The organism is Pseudomonas sp. AC211 (genome assembly GCF_979258055.1).
Genome location: NZ_OZ409830.1, coordinates 26534 through 52889, shown reverse-complemented (window position 1 = coordinate 52889; position 26356 = coordinate 26534). Strand labels below are relative to the sequence as shown.

The following is a 26356-nucleotide window of genomic DNA, read 5'->3' as shown; positions in this document are numbered from 1 at the left end:
AACGCTTCGCTACGAGAGGACATCTCATGGAATTGCCAGTGCACAGCCTGCCCACCCTGTTCGAACAACTGGGCTTGCCCTCCGAGCCTCAGGAAATTGCCGCATTCATCTCCAGCCATTCACCGCTGCCGGATGAAGTAAAAGTGTCGGAAGCGAGTTTCTGGACCCCCGCGCAGAAAGCGTTTTTGCTCGAGGGCATTCGTGATGATGCGGATTGGGCGCCTTACGTCGACCAGCTCAACGTGCTGCTGCACGAACACAAAGCTTAGCTGGCTTCGCGGCCTGCGAGGTCGCGCCAGGTGAGGTACACGCGCAAGTCGAATTCGAGCTGGTGGTAGCCCGGCAGCATGTATTCGCAGAGCTTGTAGAACGCTTTGTTGTGGTCTGACTCTTTGAGATGGGCCAGCTCGTGCACCACGATCATGCGTAGAAATTCCGGCGCCGCGTCTTTGAACAGCGAGGCGACGCGAATCTCTTTTTTGGCTTTGAGCTTGCCGCCTTGCACCCGCGAAATGGCGGTGTGCAAACCGAGCGCACGGTGGGTAAGGTCCAAGCGGTTGTCATACAGCACCTTGTCGATCGCAGGCGCGTTGCGCAGATGTTCCTGCTTCAGTTCCAGCGTGTAGCTGTACAGCGCCTTGTCGCTCTGCACCGCGTGCTTGCCCGGATACCGCTGCTGCAAATAATCCCCTAAGCGATTGCTGGCGATCAGCTGCCGAACCTGTTCTTGCAGGTTGGGCGGGTAGGCTTGCAGGTATTTGAGCGGCGGCATGGCGGGTTGTTCGTCGGCGGCGGATCGCCAGTTTAACGGAGGCGACTGGCGCGGCAAAACGCCAGCTTTTTGCTCCGCGATCAAGCGCATCAAGCACTTGCCCCCACTGCGTGCCGGGCGAGCGAAACGGCCGTCGTTTTCATGGCAGCGCGGGCACGACGAAAGGCATTCAAGGGCACCACACGCCGCACGATAAACAGGCCGCGGGACACCCGCGCAACACCGTTGAGTTGCGCCGAAACCACCGCTCCCGCGGAGAACATGATGATCGACCTTGCAACCTGGAACCTGTCCATTCCCGTTGGCGTTCCGGCCACCACCATCCAGACTCCACTGCTGGTGGGCGGCTATCAGGACTACTACTTCAAGTCGGACAACGGTTCGATAATTTTCTGGGCGCCGGTCAACGGCACCGTGACTGAAAGCGCCAGCTATCCACGCAGCGAACTGCGTGAAACCTATGCCGACGGCAATCTGCGCAACTGGACCTACCCCAGCGCCGACAACTTCCTGCGCGCCGCCGTGGCCGTCAGCCAAGTGCCATCGACCGGCAAAGTGGTGATCGGGCAAATTCACGCCTATGGCATTTCCAAGCCGATGGTGAAGCTGGAATTCCAGTACAAGACCAAAACCGCGACCGCCAACATCGTCGCCAAAGTTCGCACCGCGCCGACCGATGAAGAAGGCCAGGTGATCACCGTCCTGAGCGGCGTGAAGCTAGACCAGCGCTTCACCTACACCTTGCACCTGACGCCCAAGGGCTCGTTGTCGGTAACGGTGAACGGCGCGCAGTGGTCGACCAAGCTGGACCCGACCTGGGCGCCGAAGCCGCTGTATTTCAAGGCTGGGGTTTATACCCAAGACAACAGCGGCTACGAAACCGAGGCCGGCGCGGCGACGTTTTATGTGTTGAAGATTGATCACGTGGGCGAGGCGCCGGCGGTGGCGGCCAAAAAGTAAAAAGCATCGCGGCTAAAGCCGCTTCCACAGGTATTGCGCAGTTCCTGTAGGAGCGGCTTTAGCCGCGATTGCCGCCCACAAAAAAAGCCCGCCATGACGGCGGGCTCTTCATCAAGCGGCTAACGCATCAGCGAACTCAGTTCACCTTGGCGTTCAGCTCACCTTTGGCGTAGCGCTGGTACATCGCTTCGAGGGAGATCGGTTTGATCTTCGAGGCGTTGCCGGCGGTGCCGAAGGCTTCGTAACGGGCGATGCACACGTCACGCATGGCTTTGACGGTTTCGCCAAAGAATTTGCGTGGGTCGAATTCGCTCGGGTTGGTTGCCATCAGGCGGCGCATGGCGCCGGTCGAGGCCAGACGCAGGTCGGTGTCGATGTTGACCTTGCGCACGCCGTGCTTGATGCCTTCAACAATTTCTTCAACCGGCACGCCGTAGGTTTCTTTAATGTCGCCGCCGTACTGGTTGATGATCGCCAGCCACTCTTGCGGCACCGAGGAAGAACCGTGCATCACCAGGTGGGTGTTGGGGATGCGTTTGTGGATTTCCTTGATGCGGTCGATGGCCAATACGTCGCCGGTAGGCGGCTTGGTGAACTTGTACGCGCCGTGGCTGGTGCCGATGGCGATGGCCAAGGCATCGACCTGAGTCTTCTTGACGAAGTCAGCGGCCTCTTCCGGGTCGGTGAGCATCTGGCTGTGGTCGAGCATGCCTTCAGCGCCAATGCCGTCTTCTTCGCCGGCCATACCGGTTTCCAACGAACCCAGGCAGCCCAGCTCGCCTTCAACCGACACGCCGCAGGCGTGAGCCATGGCGACGGTCTGTTGGGTAACGCGTACGTTGTAGTCGTAGTCGGTTGGGGTTTTGCCGTCTTCGCCGAGCGAGCCGTCCATCATTACCGAGCTAAAGCCCAGTTGAATGGAGCGCTGGCACACGTCAGGGCTGGTGCCGTGGTCTTGGTGCATGCACACCGGAATGTGCGGAAACTCTTCGATTGCCGCGAGGATCAGGTGACGCAGAAACGGTGCACCTGCGTATTTCCGTGCGCCGGCCGAAGCCTGAACGATCACCGGGGAATTGGTCTTGTCAGCCGCTTCCATGATGGCGCGCATCTGTTCCAGGTTGTTGACGTTGAAAGCTGGAACGCCGTAGCCGAATTCGGCGGCGTGGTCCAGCATCTGGCGCATGCTGATAAGTGCCATGGTTTAACTATCTCCCGGTTTCGCTAGTTAATCGTGCAAGCCTGCAACTGCGGGCATTGTATAGGCGAAGAAGGCGCTGCGTTAGGCCCTCTTGCCGTGTGAAATCTCACTGGGCTTTGCAGCCCCGGCCAATCAAGTCGTCGTTGGCGACCCAGTAAAGCAGGCCTTCCTGTCCTTTTATGTGAAAGGCCAGCACATCGCTGCTATAGAAAGCCCCGGTCTCGACTGGTTCCTGTTGCAACTGATAAACCACATCACTGCCGCCCAGGCGCACGTCGACAGCCTTCTGCTGGCTATCGGCATAACGCCATTGGACTTTGGCTTGGCTGTCGCAGGTCCAGGTGGTCCACTGCTCAGCCGATGGCGAGCTGGCACAGCCGGTCAATGCAGCACTGGCAGCAAGCAATACGAGGGCCAATCGGCCCATAACGCCTTTCATCCACACTCCTTATGGGCCAGCGTTGCTTGCCCGGGTTCGTTCGGTCAGGGGCAGTTTTGCTCGTGACTGTCAGTCATTGGTGGTTCGCCGGTGCTTTGCGCCTCAACCCGTTGATCGTTCTGATTGGTCGGCAGACTGATCTGAGCGGGGCTCAACACTTCGCAGGTACTGGTCGAGCCGCCGCCGGCGCAGCCGGTCAACAGCACTAACAACGAAGCGGACAACAGCGTGGCGCAGTAGCGGTTCATGGCGGGTCTTCCTTTACGCGGGAGGGGGTATTAGCAATGACCGTTGGGCCGTTGAAATAGTTGCTCCTACGTAACGGCTCAGGCCGCTCACAAGCTCGCTACGGGCATTCCTCCATCGCTGCCGCCGGCTGATTATCGCCCTGGGCCGGCTGCGGACGGTGCTCTTCGTCGAATCGACGGTAGATCACCGCTGAGGTTTCCGCCCACCAACTGGTTTGATAACAGCTCGGCTCGCCAGCCTGCTGCGTCTGCTCGGGTTTATCCGGCGTGACCTTTTGCTCAGGCGAGCTGCTGCAACCCTTGCAGCACCAGGCCAAAAACCGCGCAGACCGACAACGGAGCGAGCAGGCGCATGGTTCGCATCAGGCCTTGGCGCGCTGCTCGAGCACTTCAACCGCAGGCAGAACTTTGCCTTCCACGAATTCGAGGAACGCACCGCCGCCAGTGGAAATGTAGGAGATCTTCTCGCCCACGCCGTATTTGTCGATGGCCGCCAGGGTGTCGCCACCGCCAGCAATGGAGAACGCCTGGCTCTCGGCAATCGCCAGGGCCAGCGCCTTGGTGCCGTGGCCGAACTGGTCGAATTCAAACACGCCAACCGGGCCGTTCCACAGAATGGTTTTCGACGACTTCAGCAAGTCGGCGAACAGCGCGGCAGTTTGCGGGCCGATGTCGAGGATCATGTCGTCGTCGGCCACGTCGCTGATGGCTTTAACGGTGGCTTCGGCGGTTTGCGCGAATTCCTTGGCGACCACGACATCCACCGGCAACGGCACGCTGACCTTGGCGGCGATGGCTTTGGCGGTGTCGAGCAGGTCCGGTTCGTACAGCGATTTGCCCACCGGGTAACCGGCAGCGGCGAGGAAGGTGTTGGCAATGCCGCCGCCGACGATCAACTGGTCGCAAATCTGGCTCAGGCTGTTGAGCACATCGAGTTTGGTCGACACTTTCGAGCCGGCAACAATCGCGGCCATCGGCTTGGCCGGCGCGCCCAGGGCTTTGCCCAGTGCATCCAGCTCGGCGGCCAGCAGCGGACCGGCAGCGGCAATTTTGGCGAACTTGGCTACGCCGTGGGTCGAACCCTCGGCGCGGTGTGCGGTGCCGAAGGCGTCCATCACGAATACGTCGCACAGGGCGGCGTATTGCTGGGCCAGCTCGTCACCGTTCTTTTTCTCGCCCTTGTTGAAGCGCACGTTCTCGAACAACACGATGTCGCCCGGCGCCACGTCAACGCCACCGAGGTAGTCGGCCACCAACGGCACGTCGCGGCCCAGGGCCTTGCTCAGGTAGTCGGCCACTGGCTTGAGGCTGTTCTCGGCGCTGAATTCGCCCTCGGTCGGACGCCCCAGGTGGGAGCACACCATGACGGCCGCGCCTTTTTCCAGGGCCAGTTTAATGGTCGGCAAAGAGGCGAGAATGCGCGCATCGCTGGTGACCACGCCGTCCTTGACGGGCACGTTAAGGTCTTCGCGAATCAGCACGCGCTTACCTTTCAGATCCAGATCGCTCATTTTTTGTACAAGAGGGTGGTCATGGCGCAGTCCTTCCCGGGCTGGTTGATCAAAGGGGCTTGGAAACAGGTGCAACAGAAACAGGTGAAGCAGCGACGTCCAGATAATGCTGAGCCACGTCGAGCATGCGATTGGCGAAACCCCATTCGTTGTCGAACCAGGCCAGCAGGTTCACCAGCCGTGGGCCGGAAACGCGGGTCTGACTGCCATCGACAATCGCGGAATGCGGGTCGTGGTTGAAATCGCAGCTGGCGTGCGGCAATTCGGTGTAGGCCAATAAACCCTTCAATGGCCCACTTTCCGCCGCTTGGCGCAGCACTCGGTTGATCTCGTGTGCATCGGTATCACGCGCAGTTTGCAGGGTGATGTCCAGGCACGAGACGTTCACCGTCGGCACTCGCACGGCTTTGGCCTGAATTCGTCCGGCAAGTTCCGGCAACAAACGCTCGATACCGCGAGCCAGGCCGGTGGACACCGGAATCACCGATTGAAACGCCGACCGCGTGCGACGCAAGTCTTCGTGGTGGTAAGCGTCGATTACCGGTTGGTCGTTCATGGCCGAGTGAATCGTGGTGATGGATGCATATTCCAGACCCACCGCTTCATTCAGCAATTTCAGCAACGGCACGCCGCAGTTGGTGGTGCATGAAGCGTTGGAAACCAACGTCTCGTGGCCGGTCAGGCGCTGCTGGTTAACGCCGTAGACGATGGTGGCGTCGATATCCGCCTCGCTCGCCATCGGCTGCGAGAACAACACACGCGGCACGCCGGCGTCGATAAAGCGCTGGCCGTCGGCGCGGGTGTTGTAGACGCCGGAACATTCCAACACCAAGTCGACATCCAGCGCCTTCCAGTCGATGCCCTCAGGCGTGGCGCTGCGCAGCACCAGCAGGTTGTCGCCGTTAACGTGCAGGCAATCGCCTTCGATACGCACCTCGCCGGGGAAACGCCCGTGAGTGGAGTCGAAGCGCGTGAGGTATTCGATGCTGGCCAGATCGGCCAGATCATTCAGCGCCACCACCTGAAAACCGGCCTTGGCGCCACGCTCATACAACGCGCGCAGCACGCAACGGCCGATGCGGCCATAACCGTTAAGGGCAACTTTGTAAGGACGTTGGGACATGGACAGGCTCACGTCGGGTGAAGCGGAGGGGGTGCGGCGAATTCGTCCTAACCTCTAGCACCGTCATCCCCGCGCAGGCGGGGATCCAGAATTGCCGTCTGATCGACGATTCTGGATTCCGAATCGTCGGACCGCCGCGTGCGCGGGAATGACGGAGTAAAGGTTAAGGCTTTTAACCTTCCAGCAACTCGCCAGCCTGCTCGAGGATGTTCTCCACGGTAAAGCCGAAGTGCTCGAACAAGGCCGGCGCCGGAGCCGACTCGCCGAAGCTGGTCATGCCGATTACGCGACCTTCCAGGCCGACGTACTTGTACCAGTAGTCCGCGTGGGCGGCTTCGATGGCGATACGCGCGCCCACTTGCAGCGGCAACACGGCCTGCTTGTAGCCGGCGTCTTGGGCGTCGAACACGCTGGTGCACGGCATGGACACTACGCGCACCTTGCGGCCTTGCTCGGTGAGCTTGTCGTAAGCCTGAACGGCCAGGGCAACTTCCGAGCCGGTGGCGATCAGAATCAGCTCAGGCTCGCCCGCGCAATCTTTCAGCACATAACCACCGCGCTCGGCGTTGGCCAGTTGCTCGGCGTCGCGGTTTTGATGCGGCAGGTTCTGGCGCGAGAAAATCAGCGCGCTCGGGCCGTCTTTGCGTTCAACGGCGTGCTTCCAGGCGATGGCCGATTCAACCGCGTCGGCTGGGCGCCAGGTGTCGAGGTTCGGCGTGGTACGCAGGCTGGTGAGCTGCTCGATTGGCTGGTGCGTCGGGCCGTCTTCACCCAGACCGATGGAGTCGTGGGTGAACACATACAGCACGCGCTTTTTCATCAGCGCCGACATGCGCACAGCGTTGCGAGCGTATTCCATGAAGATCAGGAAGGTGGCGCCATACGGCACGAAGCCGCCGTGCAGGGCCACGCCATTCATGATGGCGCTCATGCCGAACTCGCGTACGCCGTAGAACATGTAGTTGCCGGCGGCGTCTTCAGCGCTCACGCCTTTGCAACCTTTCCACAGCGTGAGATTGGAGCCGGCGAGGTCAGCCGAACCGCCGAGGAATTCCGGCAGCAGCGGACCAAATGCATTCAGGGCGTTCTGGCTGGCTTTGCGGCTGGCGATGGTTTCGCCTTTGCTCGCCACTTCATTGATATAGGCAACGGCCTTGTCGGCGAAGTCGGCAGGCAAGTCGCCGGCCAGGCGGCGTTTCAGCTCGCTTGCCAGTTCCGGGTGAGCGGCAGCGTAGGCGTCGAAACGGCTGTTCCACTCGGCTTCGGCGGCAGCGCCTGCAGCTTTGGCGTCCCACTCGGCATAGATGTCGGCGGGAACTTCGAAGGCGCCGTGGTTCCAGCCGAGCGCGGCACGGGTCAGGGCGATTTCGTCAGCGCCCAGCGGAGCACCGTGGCAGTCTTCCTTACCTTGCTTGTTCGGCGAGCCGAAGCCGATCACGGTTTTGCAGCAGATCAGCGTCGGCTGCGCGCTCTTGCGCGCGGTGTCGATGGCGATCTTGATTTCTTCGGCGTCGTGGCCGTCCACATTGCGGATCACTTGCCAGCCGTAGGCCTCGAAACGCTTGGGCGTGTCATCGGTGAACCAGCCTTCCACTTCGCCGTCGATGGAGATGCCGTTGTCATCGTAAAAGGCGATCAGCTTGCCCAGGCCCAAGGTGCCGGCCAGGGAGCTCACTTCGTGGGAAATGCCTTCCATCATGCAACCGTCACCCAGGAACACGTAGGTGTGGTGGTCGACGACGTTGTGGCCAGGACGGTTGAACTGCGCGCCCAGCACTTTCTCCGCCAGGGCAAAACCCACGGCGTTGGCCAGGCCTTGGCCCAGTGGGCCGGTGGTGGTTTCTACGCCAGGGGTGTAGCCGTATTCCGGGTGGCCCGGGGTGCGGCTATGCAGTTGGCGGAAGTTTTTCAGGTCGTCGATGGACAGGTCGTAACCGGTCAGGTGCAGCAACGAATAGATGAGCATCGAGCCGTGGCCGTTGGACAGAATAAAACGGTCACGGTCGGCGAATTCGGGGTTGCTCGGGTTGTGCTTGAGGTAGTCGCGCCACAGCACTTCGGCGATGTCCGCCATACCCATCGGTGCACCGGGGTGGCCGCTGTTGGCTTTCTGCACGGCATCCATGCTGAGGGCACGAATGGCATTGGCACGCTCACGACGGCTGGGCATCGCTAATCTCCTGGGTAGGGCTGTTCACAAAAAGGCGGCCATTTTCGCCCAGGCCGGTAGTGCGGGGCAATCACAGATGGTCGAACCGGGCCGCTTTTGTCCCCTCGATGACCCTCGGCGCGCAATATCAAAACTTTTTGATATTGGTGTTGCTGGATAAAAAATGACCGACTAGACTGCGCACCCTATGAATATGCGCGTCCCCCAACTGCGTTTCGAACCCGCCGATGAGCTGGCCGCCCTGTGCAAGGCCGGCGGCGATCCGCTGCGGTTGAACGTGTTGCGCGCGCTGAGCAACGACTCGTTTGGCGTACTGGAGCTGGCGCAAATTTTCGCCACCGGCCAGTCCGGCATGAGCCATCACTTGAAGGTGCTGGCCCAGGCCGGGCTGGTTGCCACGCGCCGCGAAGGCAACGCCATTTTCTACCGCCGCGCCCTGGCTCCGGCCGAACGCCTGGGCGGCCTGTTGCACAGCGCGTTGTTGGATGAAGTCGACAACCTGGAACTGCCGGCCGACGTACAAATCCGCATCGCCGCCGTTCACGGCCAACGCGCCGCCGCCAGCCAGGACTTTTTCAGCCGCATGGCCGAGAACTTCCAGGCCCAGCAGGACTTGATCGCCGGCCTGCCGCAATACCGCGACAGCGTGCTCGCCCTGCTCGATGCGTTGGGCTTCAACTGCGAGGCCACGGCATTGGAAGTCGGCCCGGGCGATGGTGGTTTTCTGCCCGAGCTGGCCAAGCGTTTCGCTCGCGTTACGGCGCTGGACAACAGCCCCGCCATGCTCGAACTGGCCCGCGTGCGCTGTGAGCAAGACGGCCTGAGCAACGTTGAATTGCAACTGGCCGATGCCTTAAATGAAGAAAGCGCGCGGCTGACCGCCGACTGCGTGGTGTTGAACATGGTGCTGCACCACCTGGCCGCCCCGGCCGACGCGCTGAAGCAACTGGCGCAGCGGGTCAAACCCGGCGGCAGCTTGTTGATTACCGAGTTGTGCCGCCACAACCAGAGCTGGGCCCGTGAGGCCTGTGGCGACCTCTGGCTTGGCTTCGAACAGGACGACCTGGCCCACTGGGCCCAAGCCGCAGGGCTTGAACCCGGTGAAAGCCTCTACATTGGTTTACGCAATGGTTTCCAGATTCAGGTGCGCCATTTTCAGCGCGCCCCTGGTAGCCCGGACCCATCAGCAGCCACAACGCTGCCGAACACTTGATAAACAGGAACCCGTCGAGATGAGCGAATACTCTCTTTTCACCTCTGAGTCCGTGTCTGAAGGACATCCAGACAAAATCGCCGACCAGATTTCCGATGCCGTCCTCGACGCCATCATCGCCCAGGACAAACACGCTCGCGTGGCGTGCGAAACCCTGGTGAAAACCGGTGTTGCCATCATCGCCGGCGAAGTAACCACCAACGCCTGGGTCGACCTGGAAGAAATCGTCCGCAACGTCATCACCGACATCGGCTACACCAGCTCGGACGTCGGCTTCGACGGCGCCACTTGCGGCGTGATGAACATCATCGGCAAGCAGTCCCCCGACATTAACCAGGGCGTTGACCGCAGCAAGCCGGAAGACCAGGGCGCCGGCGACCAGGGCCTGATGTTCGGCTACGCCAGCAACGACACCGACGTGCTGATGCCAGCGCCAATCTGCTACGCCCACCGTCTGGTTGAGCGTCAGGCTGAAGCGCGTAAATCCGGCCTGCTGCCTTGGCTGCGCCCGGACGCCAAATCGCAAGTGACCTTCCGCTACGAAAACGGCAAGCCCGTCGCCGTGGATGCCGTGGTTCTGTCTACCCAGCACAACCCGGAAGTCAGCTACAAAGACCTGCGCGAAGGCGTGATGGAACTGATCGTCAAGCACGTACTGCCGGCTGAATGGCTGCACAAAGACACCCAGTTCCACATCAACCCGACCGGCAACTTCGTGATCGGCGGCCCAGTGGGCGACTGCGGTCTGACCGGCCGCAAAATCATCGTCGACTCCTACGGCGGCATGGCCCGTCACGGCGGCGGCGCGTTCTCCGGTAAAGACCCATCCAAGGTAGACCGCTCGGCCGCTTACGCCGGTCGTTACGTGGCCAAGAACATCGTCGCTGCCGGTCTGGCCGAGCGCTGCGAAATTCAGGTGTCCTACGCCATCGGCGTAGCGCAGCCAACGTCGGTTTCGATTAACACCTTCGGCACCAACAAGGTCAGTGAAGAGAAGATCATCCAACTGGTGCGCGACACGTTCGACCTGCGTCCATACGCCATCACCAAAATGCTCGACCTGCTGCACCCGATGTACCGTCCAACTGCGGCCTATGGCCACTTCGGTCGTACGCCGGAAGAACTGACTGTCGGTGATGACACCTTCACCACGTTCACCTGGGAAAAAACCGACAAGGCCGAACAACTGCGCGCTAACGCCGGTTTGTGAGTGCTTCGGTGAAATGAAAAAGCCCCGCCTTGTGCGGGGCTTTTTTGTGTGCAGGACGGGATGGATTCGAGCCCACCTCAAGCAACGCGTCATGGCCGCAAAGGTGGCGGGGGATCTGTCCCAATTACCGTCATTCCCGCGCAGGCGGGAAACCAGGCTTGCGGACCGAAGTGAAATGGTCGGCGGTCCCAAGTCCTCTGCCCGCCGAAAGATTCTGGATCCCCGCTTTCGCGAGGATGACGGAGGTTTTTCTCAACACCACGTCCCCCCCGCAAGCGGCAACGACAGACTCTTTTCCAGCCATAACCTACAACTCCGCCAGCCCGCTCTGCTTGGCACAATTTCCCCAATCCGTAACCTGCCGGGTGCCCTCATCCGAACAGGACGTTCGCCATGTTGCGACGGATTGCCATACTGCTTTGCTCCACCCTTCCTCTCTTGTGTTCTGCCGCGCCCTGCCCGTCCTGGCCACCGGAGCGCGCCGCCCTTGAACTCAACGCCCTTAGCGACCAGATTGGCCAATGGAACGAGGATTACCGCCAGGGCCGCGTCACGGTCGCCGATGAGCTTTACGACCAAACACTCCTGCGACTTCAGGATTGGCGAACCTGCTTCTCAGCCATTCAGGTGGCCGAACCGGCGACCACGCCGACTCAAGGGGGACCGCTTGAGCATCCGGTCGCCCACACCGGGCTCAACAAACTGCCCAACGCGCAGGCGGTTGGCGAATGGTTGAAGCACCGCAGCGATATTTGGGTGCAGCCCAAGGTCGACGGCGTGGCGGTCACCCTGATCTATGCCGATGGGCAGCTGCAGCGCGTTATCAGCCGCGGCGACGGGCTCAACGGCCAGGACTGGACCGACCACGCGCAACACATTCCCGCCATCCCACCCCGCTTGAATGCCAGCGAAGCGCAGACGCTGGTTCAAGGCGAGCTGTATTTGCAGGCCGCTGGCCATGTGCAAGCTAAGCGCGGCGGCATGGGTGCGAGGGCGACGGTGGCGGGGCTGCTCAATCGCAAACAGCTGTCGGATACAGACGGTCAGCGCATCGGCTTGTTCGTGTGGGAGCTGCCAAACGGCCCACTGGATATGCCGTCCCGGCTAGACCGCCTGATTGACCTGGGCTTTACCGATACTGTGCAGCTGACCCACCCGGCCTATTCCCTCGCCGATATAGAGCAGTGGCGCCAGCACTGGTACCAAAGCCCGCTGCCGTTTGCCAGCGATGGCATCGTCATCCGCCAGGGAACCCGGCCCGCCGGCAAGGGCTGGCGAAGCGCGCCGCCGGCAAGCGCGGTGGCGTGGAAATACCCCTACGCCCAGGCGTTGGCCGAAGTGCGGCGGGTGGAGTTCAAAGTCGGCCGCACCGGCCGCGTCACCCCCGTGTTGCACCTGGAACCGGTGCAGTTGGACGACCGCACCATCCGTCGCGTGAGCGTCGGCTCCCTACGGCGCTGGAGCCGCCTGGATATTCGCCCCGGCGATCAGGTGGCCATCGCCTTGGCCGGCCTGACCATTCCGCGCCTTGAAGGTGTGACCTGGCATACGCAAACCCGTGAAGAACTCGCCCCACCTGCGGCGAGTCGCTATCACCTGCTGAGTTGCTGGACGCCGGAACCAGACTGCGCCAGCCAGTTTCGCGCCCGACTGGAGTGGCTGAGCAGCAAAAAAGGCCTGGCGATGGCGGGCGTTGGTCCGGGCACGTGGGAAAAATTAATGAACGCCAACCGCGTTAGCGGGCTGCTCGATTGGTTGGACTTAAGCGAAGCAGAACTGGCGGGCCTACCAGGCTTGGGTAAACGCAGCGCCAGCAACCTGTATGGCAGCTTCCAACGCGCGTTGCAGCAGCCGCTGCCAATCTGGTTGAAAGCGCTGGGCATGCCGCCGACGGGCGAAGCGAGTCTGGCTGAAACCTGGGAGGAACTGGCGCAGCGTAGCGAACGGGATTGGCTCGACCAGCCCGGCATTGGCAAAACGCGCGCCCAGCAACTGACGTCTTTTTTCCGCGATCCGCAGGTGCATGCGTTTCGGGAAAAATTGCAGGCGGCGGGTGTGGGTGGCTTCTGATGACCCGAGCCCGCCACCCCAACAGACCGGTTTGTATCGGATAGACTTCTGGCTATCGCGACCTCGGGCAAGCGTCCGGTCGCCGACTTTTTCACTGCCAACGGAGCGTTGCAATGTTGTCTTTACATGCCTTACGTCACCTTGTCACAGCGGCCGCGCTTGGTCTTTTTCGCCGCCTCGGCTGTGGCTGCAGAAAGCACTAAAACCCTGACCGGTTGCGCCGCCAAGCGCGACGAAATCCAACAGCAAATTGAACACGCCAAAGCCGCCGGCAACAGTGCGCAGCAGGCGGGTTTGGAAACGGCGTTGAGCCAGGTTAAAAACAACTGCACCGATGAGCAGTTGGAGAAATCACGCGAGCAAAAAGTGTTGGACGCTCAGCATGAGGTGAAACGCCGCGAAAGCGATCTGCAAAAGGCCATGGCCAAAGGCGACCCTGAGAAAATCGACTCACGCAAAAACAAACTGGCCGAAGCGCGCAAAGAACTCGACGAAGCCAAGAAGCAATTGGAGCGCTAGTCACACTCAGTGATTGCGGAAGGCCTTGTGGCAGGTTTCACAGGCGTCTTCCACGGCCTGTACGGGCGCGTCGAGCTTCTTCGCGTCCAGTGCCGGATCCCGGCTGGCGACGACGAGGGCTGCCGTCGCGGCTTCCAGATTTTTCGCTAGTTCTTGAAAGCGCGCCTGGTTTTCCCAAACTTCGGGCTTGGCGCTGCTTTTGTCGGTTTCCTGCACCTGCGGGAAATACTGCCAAGGCTGCTTGGACAACTCGTCGAGCTTTACCGCGCCGGCAGCGAATTTCTCGCTGTCGAACTGCACCCTGCCGCGCAACATGCCGCCCAGGTCTTCACCTGTTTTGAGCATCTGTTTGAAGATGGCCTGGCGCTTGCCCTGCGGCGAGTTAGGGTCAACGCCACCGCAAGCGGCGATGGCCAGGCAGGCAAAAATAATGAGAGCGGCTTTTTTCGAAATCATGGCGAGGCTACTTTTGGCTGTTCAACGGCGGCCGCCAGTATCCTCGCCTTGCTTGCGATTACCAACCTTCGAGGTCAGACGCTGACGAAGAAAAAGCTCGCGATCAGTGCCATACCAACGCCCCATATCAGCGAGCGAATCGGCGCCCAGTCGGCCAGGTAGCAGATGATGTACAGGATGCGGCTGACGATAAACCAGATCGCCAGCAGGTCGATGGTGGTCTGCGCGGCATGGCCAATTTGATGGGCGATGATCACCGCAGCAGCGAATGCCGGCGTCACCTCGAAGCCATTGAGCTGGGCATTGTTCGCGCGCTTGGCCGGACCATTCATGGTCGCCTGCAGCGCCCGCGGGTCGTGGTTGTGCTTGGGTGTGAAGCCACCGCCCAAGCCTTTGGCCAGGCCTGTGCAGAGGTAGGGAAGAAACAGCGCAATCAGCACGCACCAGTAAGCAACGGTCATAGCAACTCCTCGGTTTTTTTGTTCCGAGCAGCTTGCCTTGATGCGCGCGCCGAATCCATGACCAGCCGGGCGCTGGCCAATGGCATATCAGTCAATCGCTCGGCTTAGGCCGAACCGCCCTCTTCCTTGAACTGGTCACGGATATAGGTGATCTCGGTTTTGCCATGGGGCGCCGGGTTGCCGTCGGCATCGACATTGACGAACACCATCTTGTCAATGGTCAGGATGCTTTTGCGGGTGATCTTGTTGCGCACCTCGGCGCGCATGGTCAGCGACGTGCGGCCGAAAGCGGTGGCCGTGATGCCCAGCTCGATGATGTCGCTCTGGCGCGCCGACGACACGAAGTTGATTTCCGAAATCAGCTTGGTCACCACGTGTTGGCTACCCAGCTGGATGATCGCGTAGATCGCCGCTTCCTCGTCGATCCACTTCAGCAAGCTGCCGCCGAACAAGGTGCCGTTGGGGTTGAGGTCTTCGGGCTTCACCCATTTGCGTGTGTGGAAGTTCATACCTGCTCCTCGTGTTAGAACGCCCGCAGCATGGCAGAAGCGATGCGAGGCTGTCGCAACAACGCTGTTAATAGTGGCTATAGCCCATTGCGACAGAAAGCCTTGGGCAAGCTCGCCGGCGCAGCTATAATCCCCCAGCTTCAAAGCGGCCCCCTGGATTGTGGGTCGCTCCCGCCACCTGTTCGAGGGGCGCTGCAGCAGGTTCTTCCGTCGCGAAGTGGCCTGTCAGGCTCGAGCAGGGCGTAGAGAACAGCCACTCGCTGGCTGTTAAAACGCATCAACGGCGCCCATTCGCACACCACGAATGGAGTTACAGCATGAGCGCTGCTTTTACCGACTATAAAGTCGCCGATATTTCCCTGGCCGCTTGGGGCCGTCGCGAAACCATCATCGCCGAATCCGAAATGCCAGCCCTGATGGGCCTGCGCCACAAGTACGCCGGCGAGCAGCCGCTCAAAGGCGCGAAGATCATCGGCTGCATCCACATGACCATTCAGACTGCCGTGCTGATCGAAACCCTGGTTGCCCTGGGTGCCGAAGTACGCTGGTCGTCCTGCAACATTTTCTCCACTCAAGACCAAGCCGCCGCTGCCATCGCTGCTGCCGGCATTCCGGTGTTCGCCTGGAAAGGTGAAACCGAGCAAGAGTACGAGTGGTGCATCGAGCAAACCATCCTCAAAGATGGCCAGCCGTGGGACGCCAACATGATTCTCGACGACGGCGGCGACCTGACCGAAATCATCCACAAGAAATACCCGGCCATGCTCGACAAGATTCACGGCGTGACCGAAGAAACCACCACCGGCGTTCACCGCCTGTTGGACATGCTGGCCAAGGGCGAGCTGAAAATTCCGGCCATCAACGTCAACGACTCGGTGACCAAGAGCAAGAACGACAACAAGTACGGTTGCCGTCACAGCCTGAACGACGCCATCAAGCGCGGCACCGACCACCTGTTGTCCGGCAAGCAAGCGCTGGTCATCGGTTACGGTGACGTAGGTAAGGGCTCGGCTCAGTCGCTGCGTCAGGAAGGCATGATCGTCAAGGTCACCGAAGTAGACCCGATCTGCGCCATGCAAGCGTGCATGGACGGTTTTGAAGTGGTTTCGCCGTTTATCGATGGCAACAACGACGGCACCGCCGCTAGCATCGACAAACTGCTGCTGGGCAAAATTGACCTGATCGTCACCACCACCGGTAACGTCAACGTCTGCGACAGCAACATGCTCACCGCCCTGAAAAAGCGCGCTGTGGTCTGCAACATCGGTCACTTCGACAACGAGATCGACACCGCTTTCATGCGCAAAAACTGGGCATGGGAAGAAGTGAAGCCACAGGTGCACAAGGTTCACCGCACCGGCGCTGGCAGCTTCGATCCGCACAACGATGACTACCTGATTCTGCTCGCCGAAGGCCGCCTGGTTAACCTGGGCAACGCCACCGGCCACCCGAGCCGCATCATGGACGGCTCGTTCGCCAACCAGGTTCTGGCGCAAATCTTCCTGTTCGGCCAGAAGTACGCCGACCTGTCGGCCGCTGCAAAAGCCGAGCGTCTGACCGTGGAAGTGCTGCCGAAGAAACTCGACGAAGAAGTGGCCCTGGAAATGGTCAAGGGTTTCGGCGGCGTTGTGACCAAGCTGACCAAAACGCAAGCCGACTACATCGGCGTGCCGCAGGAAGGCCCGTTCAAGCCACACGCCTACCGCTACTGATGTGCCTGGCGCCCGCATCCGCGGGCGCTTTGCCGCGAAGTACAGGTTCGCGCTTTCCCATTGGAAGCCGGGCCTGTCGACCATTCGCCAGCGTTTCCGAGAGCACTTTTAAATGAGCAAAGAACGTCGCTACAGCTTCGAGTTCTTCCCGACCAAGACCGACGCTGGGCATGAAAAACTGTTAGCCACTGCCCGCGTGCTGGCTGGCTACAACCCCGATTTCTTCTCCTGCACCTACGGTGCCGGTGGTTCGACCCGCGACCGCACGATCAACACCGTGCTGCAACTGGACAGCGACGTGAAGGTGCCCACCGCACCGCACCTGTCCTGCGTGGGCGACAGCAAGGCCGAACTGCGCGCCCTGCTCAAGCAATACCAGGATGCGGGCATCAAACGCATCGTCGCCCTGCGCGGCGACCTGCCATCGGGCATGGGTATGGCCAGCGGCGAGCTGCGTCACGCCAATGACCTGGTCAGCTTTATCCGTGAAGAAACCGGCAGCCACTTCCACATCGAAGTCGCCGCCTACCCGGAAATGCACCCACAAGCGCGCAACTTCGAAGACGACATCGCCAACTTCGTGCGCAAGGCCAAAGCCGGCGCCGACAGCGCGATCACCCAGTACTTCTTCAACGCCGACAGCTACTTCTACTTCGTCGAGCGCGTCCGCAAGATGGGCGTCACCATTCCGATCGTGCCGGGCATCATGCCGATCACCAACTACAGCAAACTCGCGCGTTTCTCCGACGCCTGCGGCGCTGAAATTCCACGCTGGATTCGCAAACAGCTGGAGGCTTACGCCGACGACATCGAGAGCATTCAGGCGTACGGCGAGCAGGTCATCACAGAAATGTGCGACCGCCTGCTGCAAGGTGGCGCACCGGGCTTGCACTTCTACACCCTGAACCAGGCAGAACCGAGCCTGGCCGTGTGGAACAACCTCAAACTGCCGCGCTAAGCAAAAGTTTGCAGCGCTTCAAATGAACAAAGCGCGGAATTGAAGTGTCAATTCCGCGCGGCTGAAACACGAAGCACACGAATTAAGAGCGCTTCTGGACTAAGGCCAGGCAAGGCGGAGTGAAATCAAAAAGCGCAGCGTACTCAAGTACGTGAGCATTTTTTATTTCGCTCCAACGCAGCATGGCCGACGGCCAGGAGTGCGCAGCCGTACACTGATGTATATACTCCGGGCTCCCTGGCTACGCCCGGACGCCGGCCCCCTAGAGGGCCCGCAGGACCGGACGGGAACGCGCCCTCAACGCGTTTCATGCACGGCAGAATTTCCCCTATGGGCCACGCCCTCACTAAACAGGATTACTCATGTCCTTTGCTTCCCTCGGTCTCTCCGAGGCTTTAGTCCGCGCCGTCGAGGCTGCTGGCTACACCGAGCCCACTCCAGTGCAACAGCGGGCCATTCCCGCCGTGTTGCAAGGTCGCGATCTGATGGTTGCCGCCCAGACGGGCACCGGCAAAACCGGTGGCTTCGCCTTACCCATCCTCGAGCGCTTGTTCCCCAATGGTCATCCGGACCGCGAGCACCGCCACGGCCCGAAACAGCCGCGCGTACTGGTGCTGACGCCCACCCGCGAGCTGGCCGCGCAAGTGCACGACAGCTTCAAGCTGTATGCCCGCGATCTGAAATTCGTCTCGACCTGCATCTTCGGCGGCGTTGGCATGAACCCGCAGGTGCAAGCCATGGCTCGCGGTGTCGACGTACTCGTCGCCTGCCCCGGTCGCTTGCTCGATCTGGCCAGCCAAGGCAGTGTCGACCTCTCGCACGTTGAGATTCTGGTGCTCGACGAAGCCGACCGTATGCTCGACATGGGCTTTATCCATGACGTGAAAAAGGTGCTGGCGCGCTTGCCGTCCAAGCGTCAGAACCTGCTGTTCTCGGCGACGTTCTCCAAAGACATCACCGACCTCGCCGGCAAGCTGCTGCATAACCCCGAGCGCATTGAAGTGACGCCGCCCAACACCACGGTCGAGCGCATCGAGCAACGGGTGTTCCGCCTGCAGTCCAACCACAAGCGCGCCCTGCTCGCCCACCTGATCACCGCCGGCGCGTGGGAACAGGTACTGGTGTTCACCCGGACCAAACACGGCGCCAACCGTCTGGCCGAGTACCTCGACAAACACGGCCTGCCGGCTGTGGCGATTCACGGCAACAAAAGCCAGAACGCGCGCACCAAGGCCCTGGCTGATTTCAAAGCCAACGCCGTACGTGTGCTGGTTGCTACCGACATCGCCGCTCGCGGTCTGGACATCGACCAGTTGCCCCACGTGGTCAACTTCGAACTGCCCAACGTTGAAGAAGATTACGTGCACCGCATCGGCCGTACCGGCCGTGCCGGTCGCAGCGGTGAGGCCATTTCGCTGGTCGCGCCGGATGAAGAGAAATTGCTCAAAGGCATTGAGCGCATGACCAAGCAGAAAATCGCCGACGGCGACCTGATGGGCTTTGATGCCAGCACCGTGGAAGCGGAAAAACCCGAAGTGCGGGAGCGCCCTGAAGGCCAGAACCGTGGCCGTGGCCCGCGTGATCCGAACAAACCAGGCGGTGGCGGCGGCGGTGATCGTCGTGGCAGCGGGCGTAAAGACAAAGGCAAGGACGGCAAAGACAAACCCGCCGCCCAGGGCCGCGACAAGCCAGCCAACCCGGGCCGTCAGCAACAGCCGCGCCAGGGTCAGCCTCGCAGCAACGAACCCCGTCAGCCACGCACCAGCAGCGCTGCGGCGGTGGTGCCACCTGTGCCAGCGGATCGCGCGCCGGATGAGTTTCTCGACGACGAAATCGATAACTTCGGTAACCGCGCCGACTACGTCAGCCCGAACCAGGGCAATCGTCAGCAGAACCGTGGCCGCAAGCCGGCCGCTGCTGGCGCGGCGCCCAGCGCACCGCGCGCCGCTGGCCAGCCGCCACGGGGCCAATCGCCCCGTCCGCAGGGGCAGGCAAAACCGCAAGGCCAACGCAGTGGCGGTGGCGCTAATGCCCAAGGTAAACGCCCGCAACGCAGCGGCGGCCAACCCCGTCGCGACGAGTCGCGCGCCCGCCCCGACGCCTTGCGTCAGGAACCGGCCGTTCGTGGTCCGCGTGAGCCCCAGCACCAGCCAGTGATCGTGCACAAGGAGTCGAAAATAGACCGCACCTTGACGCCCGAGCAGCTGGAGCAATTGGACAAACTGCCGAGCCGCAATCGTGGCGAGAAACCGGCATTGCTGACCCGTAACCGCGAAGGCTAAGGCTCAGCGTTACAACAAAAACACCGGCCCTGTGCCGGTGTTTTTGTTTGGGGCCGACATTTCGATTGGGCGCGATGCGTGTGATAAAAAGCATCGCGGCTAAAGCCGCTCCCACAGGTTCTGCGCGAGCTTTTATAAAAGCTGCGCCCATAAAAAACGCCGGCATTAGCCGGCGTTTTTTATGGGCAGTTAAACCTTACTTCTTTACACCTTCAAACGAGATCTGCAGTTCCAGCTCTTGGGATTTCGGGCCCAGGTCTTTCTGGATGTCGAAATCTTTCAGCTTGATGGTGGTGGTGCCTTCGAAGCCGGCGCGGTAGCCGCCCCATGGGTCTTTGCCTTCGCCGAGGAAGGTTGCCTTGATCACAACCGGCTTGGTCACGCCGTGCAGGGTCAGGTCACCGGTCACGTCGGCCTTGCCTTCGCCAGTCGATTTAACCGAGGTGGATACGAACTTGGCTTCCGGGAATTTCGACACGTCGAGGAAGTCGGCGGTGCGGATGTGCTTGTCGCGCTCGGCGTGGTTGGTGTCAACGCTGGTGGTTTTCAGCGTTACGTTGATTTTGCTGGCTTCCGGGTTCTTGGCATCAAAGCTGAACGAGCCGTCCCAATCTTTGAACGTGCCGTAGATGTAGCTGTAACCCAGGTGGCTGATTTTGAAATCGATGAACGCGTGCTGACCGGTTTTGTCGATGGCGTAGTCGTCGGCCATGGCGTGCCCAGCGCTGAGCATTGCGGTGCCGAGTGCCAGAGCGGCCAGGGATTTTTTCAGGGTTGCGTTGAACATTGCGTAAGTCCTTCTTGTGCAGTGAGAGAGCTAGTCGGCGCGACGGCCAAACATGCGGGTCAGGGTTACATCGTGATCAATAAAGTGGTGCTTTAAAGCTGCTAACGCGTGAACCCCGGCAAAAATTACCAAGGCCCACGCCAGGTACAAGTGCACCGCGCCGGCCAGATCTTCCTGGTCAGGAATGCTGGTCAAAGTGGCGGGCACAGCGAACAAACCGAACACCTCGATGGGGCGGCCATCGGCGGTGGAAATCAGGTAGCCGGCGATCAGCACGGCAAACAACAACAGGTACAAGGCGCCGTGGCCGACTTTTGCACCCAAGCGGGTGGCGCGGCTGTAACTGCTTAGCGTCGCCGGGGCCGGACTGATAAAGCGCCATAGCAAACGCACGATCATCAAACCCAGCAGGGTCAGGCCGATGCTTTTATGCAGCGCCGGGGCGGAGTGGTTGTAGGGGCTGTAGTAATCGAGCGTGACCATCCACAGGCCCAAACCGAACAATCCAAATACCGCTAATGCGATGCCCCAGTGCAAAACAATGCTGACCAGACCATAACGGGAAGGGGAGTTGCGCAGTTGCACGTAAGGGGTTCCCTAAAAAAGCAGTGGGCTAAGACTAGCGGTTAATCTATCGAGTTAAAGCGAAAAATTCTGCTTTGAAATATCGGGAAATACGATTGGTTCGCGGCCGTGTAAACCAAGCGTCGAAGCGGCAGCAATTGGCCGTCAGTCCGCCCCTGCTCGCCCGTTAACCCCCGGCGCGTCGGCGGCCTTTATTCTTCCTTCTTGAACACATAAAACAGATTTGGCTCGCTGACGATGTACAGATTGCCCGCGTTATCGCTGGCAATGCCCTCCGCCTGCGGCACGGTTTTCTTCAGTCCACTCTGGCCGCGCAACAAAGACAACGTGCTGATCGGCTTGCCGTCGGTGTCCAGTTCGATCACCAGCCGCGACTCATCCGACAGCGCCAGCAAATGCCCGGTGGGCATGTCGAAATCCAGACTCGACAGGTCGCGCACAAACAGCCCGGCGTCTCGTTGCGGATCGTCTACCACGTGCACGGCGAAGGGGCGGTCGACGTTGGTGTGGGGGAAACCGTGCACCTCATAGATGCGCACCGGATCGCGCTCCTTGGCGACAAATAGGCGCTGGCCTTTGGCGTCGTAAGCCAGGCCTTCAAAGCCTTTGTTGCCACTGGGACCCAGCCCGAGGGAGAGCTGCTGGGCGTCGTCGGCGCGTACTGGCGTTGAGGTTTCGTCCAGCTGCACGCTGATCAAACGTTGGCGGCGCTCGTCGGTGATGACATACACGCCAGGGCTGATGTATTCGATCGCTTCAGGGTCGCCAAAGCCCAGCAGCGGGATGCGCCGTAGCACGTCGCCGGCCAGCGACAGTTCGATAATTTCCGAGCGCTGGTTGGTCACGGTGAAAAGCGTGTTGCGGTCGGGGTCGTAGGTCAGGGCCGACACATCGTCATCCAGGCCCTTGATGGGCATGGCCTCAACGCTCACCCGATACGCCGGCAGCCACAGCGAGCGCGCTTGCCACGCTTCGCCATGGCGCCATTCTTGCACCTGAAACCAGGCCCGTTCGAACAGCCGAAACTCCTGCGCAGCCGCTGCCAGGACGATCAATGCGCCGAGCACCAAGGCTCCCAGCAGGTACTTCAAGGTCAGCAGACGACGCATCGGGGGTTCTCGCAAAAGGTGGCGGGGCAGAAAACGGGCGCTAGAAATAGCACAGCCATGCTGAATTGAAACTTAACCGTGCACGCCGGTTGCAGTTCGCCGCACTGGCGTTACAAGAAGAAGCATCAAGGGCAGAAATATGGGCTTGTCATTACTTCCCGAAGACCGCGCACGCACAACCCTTCACACCATCGCCCTGGCCGTCAGCCAGCTCAGCGAAACCGGCATCCCTCGCCAGCGTTTGCTGCACGACAGCGGCCTGAGCAGCGCCGATCTGGAAACTCCGGAAAAGCTCATCAGCCCCGCGCAAGAGCTGCGCGTATTCGCCAACGCCATTCAATGCACCCGCGACCCAGCGCTCGGGCTCTCGATGGGCCTGCGTATGCACGTGTCGGCCTACGGCATTCTGGGCTACAGCATGCTCGCCAGCCGCACATTGCGCGACGCGCTAAACCTGGCGATGGCGCAACCGACCCTGCTGGGCACGTATTTCAAATTGCACCTGGAAGAAGACGGCGACGAGGCTCGCCTGGTCGCGCGCGGTTATCGCTATGCGCCAGAGCTGACGGTGTTCAACACCGAGCTGTGTTTGATGTCGTTGCTCACCGTGATTCGCGACCTGTTGGGCGAAGCGGTGCGCCCGCGCAGCGTGCATTTCTCCTATCGGCCCCCGCTGCACGCCCACTCCTACACGCAGTTGTTTGGTTGCCCGGTGGAGTTTGGTGAGCCGGTTAACACCTTGTGCTTTAGCGCCGCCCTGCTCGACCGCGAGCTGCCGCTGGCCGACCCGGTGAGCTGCCATTACGGCGTGCAGCAATGCCTGAAACTCGCCGCGCAACTGGACAGTGGTCAGGATGTGCTCGAGCAGATTCGTCAGCACCTGAGCAGCAACATGCGTGAAGCCAGCAGCCTGGAACGGGTGGCCAACCAATTGCACCGCAGCGCCCGTACCCTGCGCCGCCACCTCACGCGTATGAACACCAGCTACCAGCGCCTGCTCGACGAAGTGCGCTACGACAAGGCGCGCCAACTGCTGATGCAAACCGACCTGCCCATTTACCTGATCGCCGAGCAATTGGGTTACAGCGAAACCGCCAGTTTTCGCCATGCGTTTTTGCGCTGGAGTGGGCAGACGCCTAGCGTGTATAGACGTTAGCGGCCAACTTGGCCGCATCTATCCCCTTTTGACCGTTTCTATCGTTCTGCCCTGCCGGTCACGCTGACAGAATCGAAGACACGCTTGGCAGCCGTTTCGTATGCGATAAAAGCCAACAATAACAACGGGTTATAGAACTCTATGGGAAATTCCAGCGCCATCAGCATTGAGCAGCTCAGCATGGAATTCGGCGACCCTGGTCAGGGCGTCAAAGCCCTCGATACGGTTTCACTGGAAATCCAGTCCAACGAATTCTTCACCCTGCTCGGCCCTTCTGGCTGCGGAAAAACCACGTTGCTGCGCCTGATCGCCGGCTTCGAACAACCCAGCGCCGGCACCATCCGTTTGTACGGCGAAGCCATGCAGGATTTGCCGCCCTTTCGCCGCCCGGTGAATACCGTTTTCCAAAGCTACGCGCTGTTTCCCCACATGACGGTGGCGCAAAACATCGCCTTCGGTTTGGAGATGCGCGGGCTGAGCAAGGCTGAAATCAGCGAAACCGTGACCCGCATGTTGTCGCTGGTAAAGCTGCCGGATGTGGGCGCACGCCGTGCTGACCAGCTTTCCGGCGGCCAGCAGCAACGCATCGCCCTGGCCCGCGCTCTGGCCAATCGGCCCAAAGTGCTGCTTCTGGATGAGTCGTTGTCGGCGCTGGACCAGAAGCTGCGCAAAGACATGCAGATCGAGCTCAAGCGTTTGCAGAGCGAAACCGGCATCACGTTTATTTTCGTGACCCACGATCAGGAAGAAGCGTTGACCATGTCCGACCGCATCGCGGTCATGAGCAAGGGCCGCATCTTGCAGGTGGGCACGCCAACTGAAATCTATGAAGCACCGGCCAACCGCACCGTGGCCGACTTTATTGGCGAGACCAACTTCTTAACGGCCGAGGCCAGCGACGACGGCGTGAAGCTGAGCGACGGTCAGTTGCTCAGCACGCTCACCGAACATCGCGGCCCGGTCACCCTGGCCATACGCCCGGAGCGGGTGAGCCTGGCCGCCGACGGTCAGTTGCTCGGCGAGGTCGAGAACGTGGTGTATGTCGGCACCGACACCGTGTACCACCTGGACGTCGCCGGCCAAGGCGGCTTCCGCGTGCGCCAGCAGAACCGCGACGGCGCACTTGGCGGTTATCAGGTCGGCGACAAGGTGCGGGTGCAGGTGCCCAGCGCCGCCATCAAGGTGCTGGTCGAATGAGTACGCCACGGCTGTTGGCCGAACGCCGCCAACTGGGCCGCCGCCTGCTGCTCAGCACGCCGGCCATGCTCACGTTGCTGGTGTTCATGCTGCTGCCGCTGGGCATCATGTTTGTGGTGTCGATACTGCAATCGGGCGAGTACGGCGGGGTGAAGTGGGGCGAATATTCCCTGGAGGCGTACCGCAATTTCTTCTACGAGCGCGATCTGGATGACGTGTTGGTGTTCAACACCGACTACCTGGAAATTTTCCAGCGCTCGTTCTGGTTGTCGATTCTGACCACCGCCGGTTGCCTGCTGATCGGCTTCCCCACTGCGCTGTACCTGGCCTTGCAGACCGAGCGCAAACGCAACCTGCTGCTGTTTCTGGTCACCGTGCCGTTCTGGACCAACCTGCTGGTGCGCGCCTATGCGTGGATGTTGCTGTTGCGCAATGGCGGGCTGGTCGATGAAGGGCTGCAAGGCCTGGGCATTACCCAACATGGCTTGGGCCTGCTGTACACCGACAACGCCGTGATCATCGGCCTGCTCTACACGTACCTGCCGTTTATGGTGCTGCCGATTTACACCAGCTTGGAAAAAATGGACTGGCGCCTGGTCGAGGCCGCGTTCGACCTGGGCGCCAATCGCTTCCATGCGCTTAAACGCATCATCGTGCCGCTGGCCATGCCAGGCATCGTCGCCGGCGGCATTCTGGTGTTCATTCCCTCGTTGGGTAACTACATCATTCCCGAGCTACTCGGGGGCGGCAAAACCCTGATGATCGGCAACCTGATTCAGCTGCAATTCGGCAGTTCACATAACTGGCCGCTCGGCGCTGCACTGTCGTTTGCCCTGCTCAGTTTCGTGCTGCTGGCCATGCTGGTGTACAGCGTGCGCTTCAAGCCGGGCAGCGCGGGGGGCCATCCATGAATACGCGCAATCCGTTGTGGCGCTTCGCGGGCATGCGGCCGGCGGCGTGGTTCTTTTTTATTTTTCTGTACCTGCCGATTGTGGTGCTGGTGGTGCTCAGCTTTAACGGCGGGCAATCGGCAACGCTGTGGGACGGTTTCAGCCTGAAGTGGTACAGCGTGGTCGCCAACGATGCGGAGGTGGTGCGCGCGGCGAAGAACTCGCTGATCGTCGCCACCCTCGCCACCTTGATTGCCACGTCGCTAGCGACATTGGCGGCCTTGGGCATGCGCGGTCGTGCGTTTCGTGGGCAAACCTTAATGAGCGGGGTGCTCGGCTTGCCGCTGTTGGTGCCAGAGATTGTCACGGCGGTGTCGACGCTGATGTTCTTCTCGTTTATCGGGTTGAAACTGAGCCTGTTCACCATCCTCATCGCCCATGTGGTGTTCTGCATTCCGTTTGCGTATCTGCCGATTCGCGCCCGCCTCGAAGGCATGAACCCGTACCTGCTCGAAGCCGCTGCCGACCTCTATGCCTCCCCGTGGAAGGCGTTCTGGAAAGTGACCTTTCCGCTGCTCAGCCCGGGAATCGTTTCCGGGGCGATGCTGGCGTTCATCATTTCCATGGACGACTTCGTCATCACCTACTTCGTCGCCGGTGCCGGCGCCACCACGTTGCCGGTGTACATCTTCAGTTCGATTCGCATGGGTATCTCGCCGAAGATCAATGCGATCTCGTCGATCATCCTGGTGATTTCCATCGCGTTTGTGGCGCTGTCGTATTACGTGGGTCAGCGCAAACGCTAACGCTCTCTAAAA

At 60.7% G+C, this 26356-nt stretch carries 26 protein-coding genes and 1 riboswitch; of the genes, 13 read left to right on the top strand and 13 right to left on the bottom strand.

Features of this window, described 5'->3' with window-relative positions:
- The first annotated feature begins 26 nt into the window (after window positions 1-26).
- A complete protein-coding gene (locus tag ACZZZP_RS00250; RefSeq protein WP_122451486.1) occupies window positions 27-269 on the top strand; it encodes a DUF2789 domain-containing protein in 243 nt (80 codons plus the stop codon).
- Here the strand turns inward: ACZZZP_RS00250 and ACZZZP_RS00245 are convergent.
- Window positions 266-772 (bottom strand): M48 metallopeptidase family protein, encoded by a 507-nt coding sequence (locus tag ACZZZP_RS00245; protein ID WP_463384488.1) that lies wholly within the window; start codon window positions 770-772, stop codon window positions 266-268. The genes ACZZZP_RS00250 and ACZZZP_RS00245 overlap by 4 nt on opposite strands.
- 264 nt (window positions 773-1036) lie before the next feature.
- On the opposite strand from ACZZZP_RS00245, the gene ACZZZP_RS00240 reads away from it, so the two are divergent.
- Window positions 1037-1732, top strand: coding sequence for a polysaccharide lyase family 7 protein (locus ACZZZP_RS00240; protein WP_463384487.1), 696 nt, complete (start codon window positions 1037-1039; stop codon window positions 1730-1732).
- Window positions 1733-1868: 136 nt separating this feature from the next.
- Here ACZZZP_RS00240 and fba read toward each other — a convergent pair whose 3' ends face one another.
- The 6 genes from fba to tkt form a co-directional block, all read right to left on the bottom strand.
- Window positions 1869-2933 (bottom strand): class II fructose-bisphosphate aldolase, encoded by a 1065-nt coding sequence (gene fba, locus ACZZZP_RS00235; protein WP_122451489.1) that lies wholly within the window; start codon window positions 2931-2933, stop codon window positions 1869-1871.
- Between the two features lie 106 nt (window positions 2934-3039).
- The gene (locus ACZZZP_RS00230) at window positions 3040-3372 is read right to left on the bottom strand and encodes an MliC family protein (protein ID WP_463384486.1); all 333 of its coding nucleotides are present in this window, start codon (window positions 3370-3372) and stop codon (window positions 3040-3042) included.
- A 44-nt stretch (window positions 3373-3416) separates the two neighbouring features.
- A complete protein-coding gene (locus ACZZZP_RS00225) occupies window positions 3417-3620 on the bottom strand; it encodes a hypothetical protein (protein WP_463384485.1) in 204 nt (67 codons plus the stop codon).
- 362 nt (window positions 3621-3982) lie between these two features.
- Window positions 3983-5131 (bottom strand): phosphoglycerate kinase, encoded by a 1149-nt coding sequence (locus ACZZZP_RS00220; protein WP_463536177.1) that lies wholly within the window; start codon window positions 5129-5131, stop codon window positions 3983-3985.
- A gap of 49 nt (window positions 5132-5180) precedes the next feature.
- Window positions 5181-6254, bottom strand: coding sequence for an erythrose-4-phosphate dehydrogenase (gene epd, locus ACZZZP_RS00215; protein WP_463384482.1), 1074 nt, complete (start codon window positions 6252-6254; stop codon window positions 5181-5183).
- A 172-nt stretch (window positions 6255-6426) separates the two neighbouring features.
- On the bottom strand, window positions 6427-8424 hold the full coding sequence (tkt, locus tag ACZZZP_RS00210) for a transketolase (protein ID WP_463384481.1): 1998 nt from the start codon (window positions 8422-8424) through the stop codon (window positions 6427-6429).
- 187 nt (window positions 8425-8611) lie between these two features.
- Between tkt and ACZZZP_RS00205 the strand changes: the two genes are divergently transcribed.
- The 4 genes from ACZZZP_RS00205 (at window position 8612) to ACZZZP_RS00190 (ending at window position 13436) form a co-directional block, all read left to right on the top strand.
- The gene (locus ACZZZP_RS00205) at window positions 8612-9637 is read left to right on the top strand and encodes an ArsR/SmtB family transcription factor (RefSeq protein WP_463384480.1); all 1026 of its coding nucleotides are present in this window, start codon (window positions 8612-8614) and stop codon (window positions 9635-9637) included.
- A 19-nt stretch (window positions 9638-9656) separates the two neighbouring features.
- Window positions 9657-10847, top strand: coding sequence for a methionine adenosyltransferase (metK, locus tag ACZZZP_RS00200; RefSeq protein ID WP_122497613.1), 1191 nt, complete (start codon window positions 9657-9659; stop codon window positions 10845-10847).
- A 393-nt stretch (window positions 10848-11240) separates the two neighbouring features.
- Window positions 11241-12917 carry an NAD-dependent DNA ligase LigB gene (gene ligB / locus ACZZZP_RS00195; RefSeq protein ID WP_463536176.1) on the top strand — a complete coding sequence of 559 codons (1677 nt, stop codon included), beginning with the start codon at window positions 11241-11243 and terminating at the stop codon, window positions 12915-12917.
- Window positions 12918-13043: 126 nt separating this feature from the next.
- On the top strand, window positions 13044-13436 hold the full coding sequence (locus ACZZZP_RS00190) for a DUF1090 domain-containing protein (protein WP_463536175.1): 393 nt from the start codon (window positions 13044-13046) through the stop codon (window positions 13434-13436).
- 6 nt (window positions 13437-13442) lie between these two features.
- Here ACZZZP_RS00190 and ACZZZP_RS00185 read toward each other — a convergent pair whose 3' ends face one another.
- From ACZZZP_RS00185 to ACZZZP_RS00175, 3 genes are all read right to left on the bottom strand, one after another.
- Window positions 13443-13892, bottom strand: coding sequence for a cytochrome c (locus ACZZZP_RS00185; protein ID WP_122497619.1), 450 nt, complete (start codon window positions 13890-13892; stop codon window positions 13443-13445).
- Between the two features lie 74 nt (window positions 13893-13966).
- The gene (locus ACZZZP_RS00180; RefSeq protein ID WP_463384478.1) at window positions 13967-14353 is read right to left on the bottom strand and encodes an MAPEG family protein; all 387 of its coding nucleotides are present in this window, start codon (window positions 14351-14353) and stop codon (window positions 13967-13969) included.
- 104 nt (window positions 14354-14457) lie between these two features.
- Window positions 14458-14862: a hotdog domain-containing protein gene (locus tag ACZZZP_RS00175; protein ID WP_122497623.1), complete on the bottom strand. Its 405-nt coding sequence runs from the start codon at window positions 14860-14862 to the stop codon at window positions 14458-14460.
- 178 nt (window positions 14863-15040) lie between these two features.
- Window positions 15041-15158, top strand: a riboswitch (S-adenosyl-L-homocysteine riboswitch).
- 21 nt (window positions 15159-15179) lie between these two features.
- Here ACZZZP_RS00175 and ahcY point away from each other — a divergent pair.
- The 3 genes from ahcY to ACZZZP_RS00160 all read left to right on the top strand — a co-directional run bounded on the left by ahcY (window position 15180) and on the right by ACZZZP_RS00160 (window position 19814).
- A complete protein-coding gene (gene ahcY, locus ACZZZP_RS00170; protein ID WP_122497625.1) occupies window positions 15180-16574 on the top strand; it encodes an adenosylhomocysteinase in 1395 nt (464 codons plus the stop codon).
- A 112-nt stretch (window positions 16575-16686) separates the two neighbouring features.
- A complete protein-coding gene (metF, locus tag ACZZZP_RS00165) occupies window positions 16687-17532 on the top strand; it encodes a methylenetetrahydrofolate reductase [NAD(P)H] (RefSeq protein WP_463384477.1) in 846 nt (281 codons plus the stop codon).
- A 362-nt stretch (window positions 17533-17894) separates the two neighbouring features.
- On the top strand, window positions 17895-19814 hold the full coding sequence (locus ACZZZP_RS00160; protein ID WP_463384476.1) for a DEAD/DEAH box helicase: 1920 nt from the start codon (window positions 17895-17897) through the stop codon (window positions 19812-19814).
- Window positions 19815-20010: 196 nt separating this feature from the next.
- Here ACZZZP_RS00160 and ACZZZP_RS00155 read toward each other — a convergent pair whose 3' ends face one another.
- The 3 genes from ACZZZP_RS00155 to ACZZZP_RS00145 form a co-directional block, all read right to left on the bottom strand.
- Window positions 20011-20601 carry a YceI family protein gene (locus tag ACZZZP_RS00155; protein ID WP_122497631.1) on the bottom strand — a complete coding sequence of 197 codons (591 nt, stop codon included), beginning with the start codon at window positions 20599-20601 and terminating at the stop codon, window positions 20011-20013.
- 30 nt (window positions 20602-20631) lie between these two features.
- Window positions 20632-21186: a cytochrome b gene (locus tag ACZZZP_RS00150; RefSeq protein ID WP_463384475.1), complete on the bottom strand. Its 555-nt coding sequence runs from the start codon at window positions 21184-21186 to the stop codon at window positions 20632-20634.
- 191 nt (window positions 21187-21377) lie between these two features.
- Window positions 21378-22295, bottom strand: coding sequence for an SdiA-regulated domain-containing protein (locus ACZZZP_RS00145; protein WP_463384474.1), 918 nt, complete (start codon window positions 22293-22295; stop codon window positions 21378-21380).
- Between the two features lie 139 nt (window positions 22296-22434).
- Between ACZZZP_RS00145 and ACZZZP_RS00140 the strand changes: the two genes are divergently transcribed.
- The 4 genes from ACZZZP_RS00140 (at window position 22435) to ACZZZP_RS00125 (ending at window position 26344) form a co-directional block, all read left to right on the top strand.
- Window positions 22435-23451 carry an AraC family transcriptional regulator gene (locus tag ACZZZP_RS00140; protein WP_463384473.1) on the top strand — a complete coding sequence of 339 codons (1017 nt, stop codon included), beginning with the start codon at window positions 22435-22437 and terminating at the stop codon, window positions 23449-23451.
- Between the two features lie 141 nt (window positions 23452-23592).
- Entirely contained in the window at window positions 23593-24648 is a 1056-nt protein-coding gene (locus ACZZZP_RS00135; RefSeq protein ID WP_463384472.1) for an ABC transporter ATP-binding protein, read from the top strand.
- Window positions 24645-25559: an ABC transporter permease gene (locus ACZZZP_RS00130; protein ID WP_463536174.1), complete on the top strand. Its 915-nt coding sequence runs from the start codon at window positions 24645-24647 to the stop codon at window positions 25557-25559. Before ACZZZP_RS00135 ends, ACZZZP_RS00130 begins: the two co-directional genes overlap by 4 nt.
- Window positions 25556-26344, top strand: coding sequence for an ABC transporter permease (locus ACZZZP_RS00125; RefSeq protein ID WP_463536173.1), 789 nt, complete (start codon window positions 25556-25558; stop codon window positions 26342-26344). The genes ACZZZP_RS00130 and ACZZZP_RS00125 overlap by 4 nt, the downstream gene beginning before the upstream one ends.
- The last annotated feature ends 12 nt before the right edge of the window (window positions 26345-26356 follow it).

Coding starts and splice junctions, on each gene's coding strand:
- ACZZZP_RS00250 (WP_122451486.1), top strand. CDS start 27: ATGGAATTGCCAGTGCACAGCCTGCCCACCCTGTTCGAACAACTGGGC.
- ACZZZP_RS00245 (WP_463384488.1), bottom strand. CDS start 772: ATGCCGCCGCTCAAATACCTGCAAGCCTACCCGCCCAACCTGCAAGAA.
- ACZZZP_RS00240 (WP_463384487.1), top strand. CDS start 1,037: ATGATCGACCTTGCAACCTGGAACCTGTCCATTCCCGTTGGCGTTCCG.
- fba (WP_122451489.1), bottom strand. CDS start 2,933: ATGGCACTTATCAGCATGCGCCAGATGCTGGACCACGCCGCCGAATTC.
- ACZZZP_RS00230 (WP_463384486.1), bottom strand. CDS start 3,372: ATGAAAGGCGTTATGGGCCGATTGGCCCTCGTATTGCTTGCTGCCAGT.
- ACZZZP_RS00225 (WP_463384485.1), bottom strand. CDS start 3,620: ATGAACCGCTACTGCGCCACGCTGTTGTCCGCTTCGTTGTTAGTGCTG.
- ACZZZP_RS00220 (WP_463536177.1), bottom strand. CDS start 5,131: ATGAGCGATCTGGATCTGAAAGGTAAGCGCGTGCTGATTCGCGAAGAC.
- epd (WP_463384482.1), bottom strand. CDS start 6,254: ATGTCCCAACGTCCTTACAAAGTTGCCCTTAACGGTTATGGCCGCATC.
- tkt (WP_463384481.1), bottom strand. CDS start 8,424: ATGCCCAGCCGTCGTGAGCGTGCCAATGCCATTCGTGCCCTCAGCATG.
- ACZZZP_RS00205 (WP_463384480.1), top strand. CDS start 8,612: ATGAATATGCGCGTCCCCCAACTGCGTTTCGAACCCGCCGATGAGCTG.
- metK (WP_122497613.1), top strand. CDS start 9,657: ATGAGCGAATACTCTCTTTTCACCTCTGAGTCCGTGTCTGAAGGACAT.
- ligB (WP_463536176.1), top strand. CDS start 11,241: ATGTTGCGACGGATTGCCATACTGCTTTGCTCCACCCTTCCTCTCTTG.
- ACZZZP_RS00190 (WP_463536175.1), top strand. CDS start 13,044: ATGCCTTACGTCACCTTGTCACAGCGGCCGCGCTTGGTCTTTTTCGCC.
- ACZZZP_RS00185 (WP_122497619.1), bottom strand. CDS start 13,892: ATGATTTCGAAAAAAGCCGCTCTCATTATTTTTGCCTGCCTGGCCATC.
- ACZZZP_RS00180 (WP_463384478.1), bottom strand. CDS start 14,353: ATGACCGTTGCTTACTGGTGCGTGCTGATTGCGCTGTTTCTTCCCTAC.
- ACZZZP_RS00175 (WP_122497623.1), bottom strand. CDS start 14,862: ATGAACTTCCACACACGCAAATGGGTGAAGCCCGAAGACCTCAACCCC.
- ahcY (WP_122497625.1), top strand. CDS start 15,180: ATGAGCGCTGCTTTTACCGACTATAAAGTCGCCGATATTTCCCTGGCC.
- metF (WP_463384477.1), top strand. CDS start 16,687: ATGAGCAAAGAACGTCGCTACAGCTTCGAGTTCTTCCCGACCAAGACC.
- ACZZZP_RS00160 (WP_463384476.1), top strand. CDS start 17,895: ATGTCCTTTGCTTCCCTCGGTCTCTCCGAGGCTTTAGTCCGCGCCGTC.
- ACZZZP_RS00155 (WP_122497631.1), bottom strand. CDS start 20,601: ATGTTCAACGCAACCCTGAAAAAATCCCTGGCCGCTCTGGCACTCGGC.
- ACZZZP_RS00145 (WP_463384474.1), bottom strand. CDS start 22,295: ATGCGTCGTCTGCTGACCTTGAAGTACCTGCTGGGAGCCTTGGTGCTC.
- ACZZZP_RS00140 (WP_463384473.1), top strand. CDS start 22,435: ATGGGCTTGTCATTACTTCCCGAAGACCGCGCACGCACAACCCTTCAC.
- ACZZZP_RS00135 (WP_463384472.1), top strand. CDS start 23,593: ATGGGAAATTCCAGCGCCATCAGCATTGAGCAGCTCAGCATGGAATTC.
- ACZZZP_RS00130 (WP_463536174.1), top strand. CDS start 24,645: ATGAGTACGCCACGGCTGTTGGCCGAACGCCGCCAACTGGGCCGCCGC.
- ACZZZP_RS00125 (WP_463536173.1), top strand. CDS start 25,556: ATGAATACGCGCAATCCGTTGTGGCGCTTCGCGGGCATGCGGCCGGCG.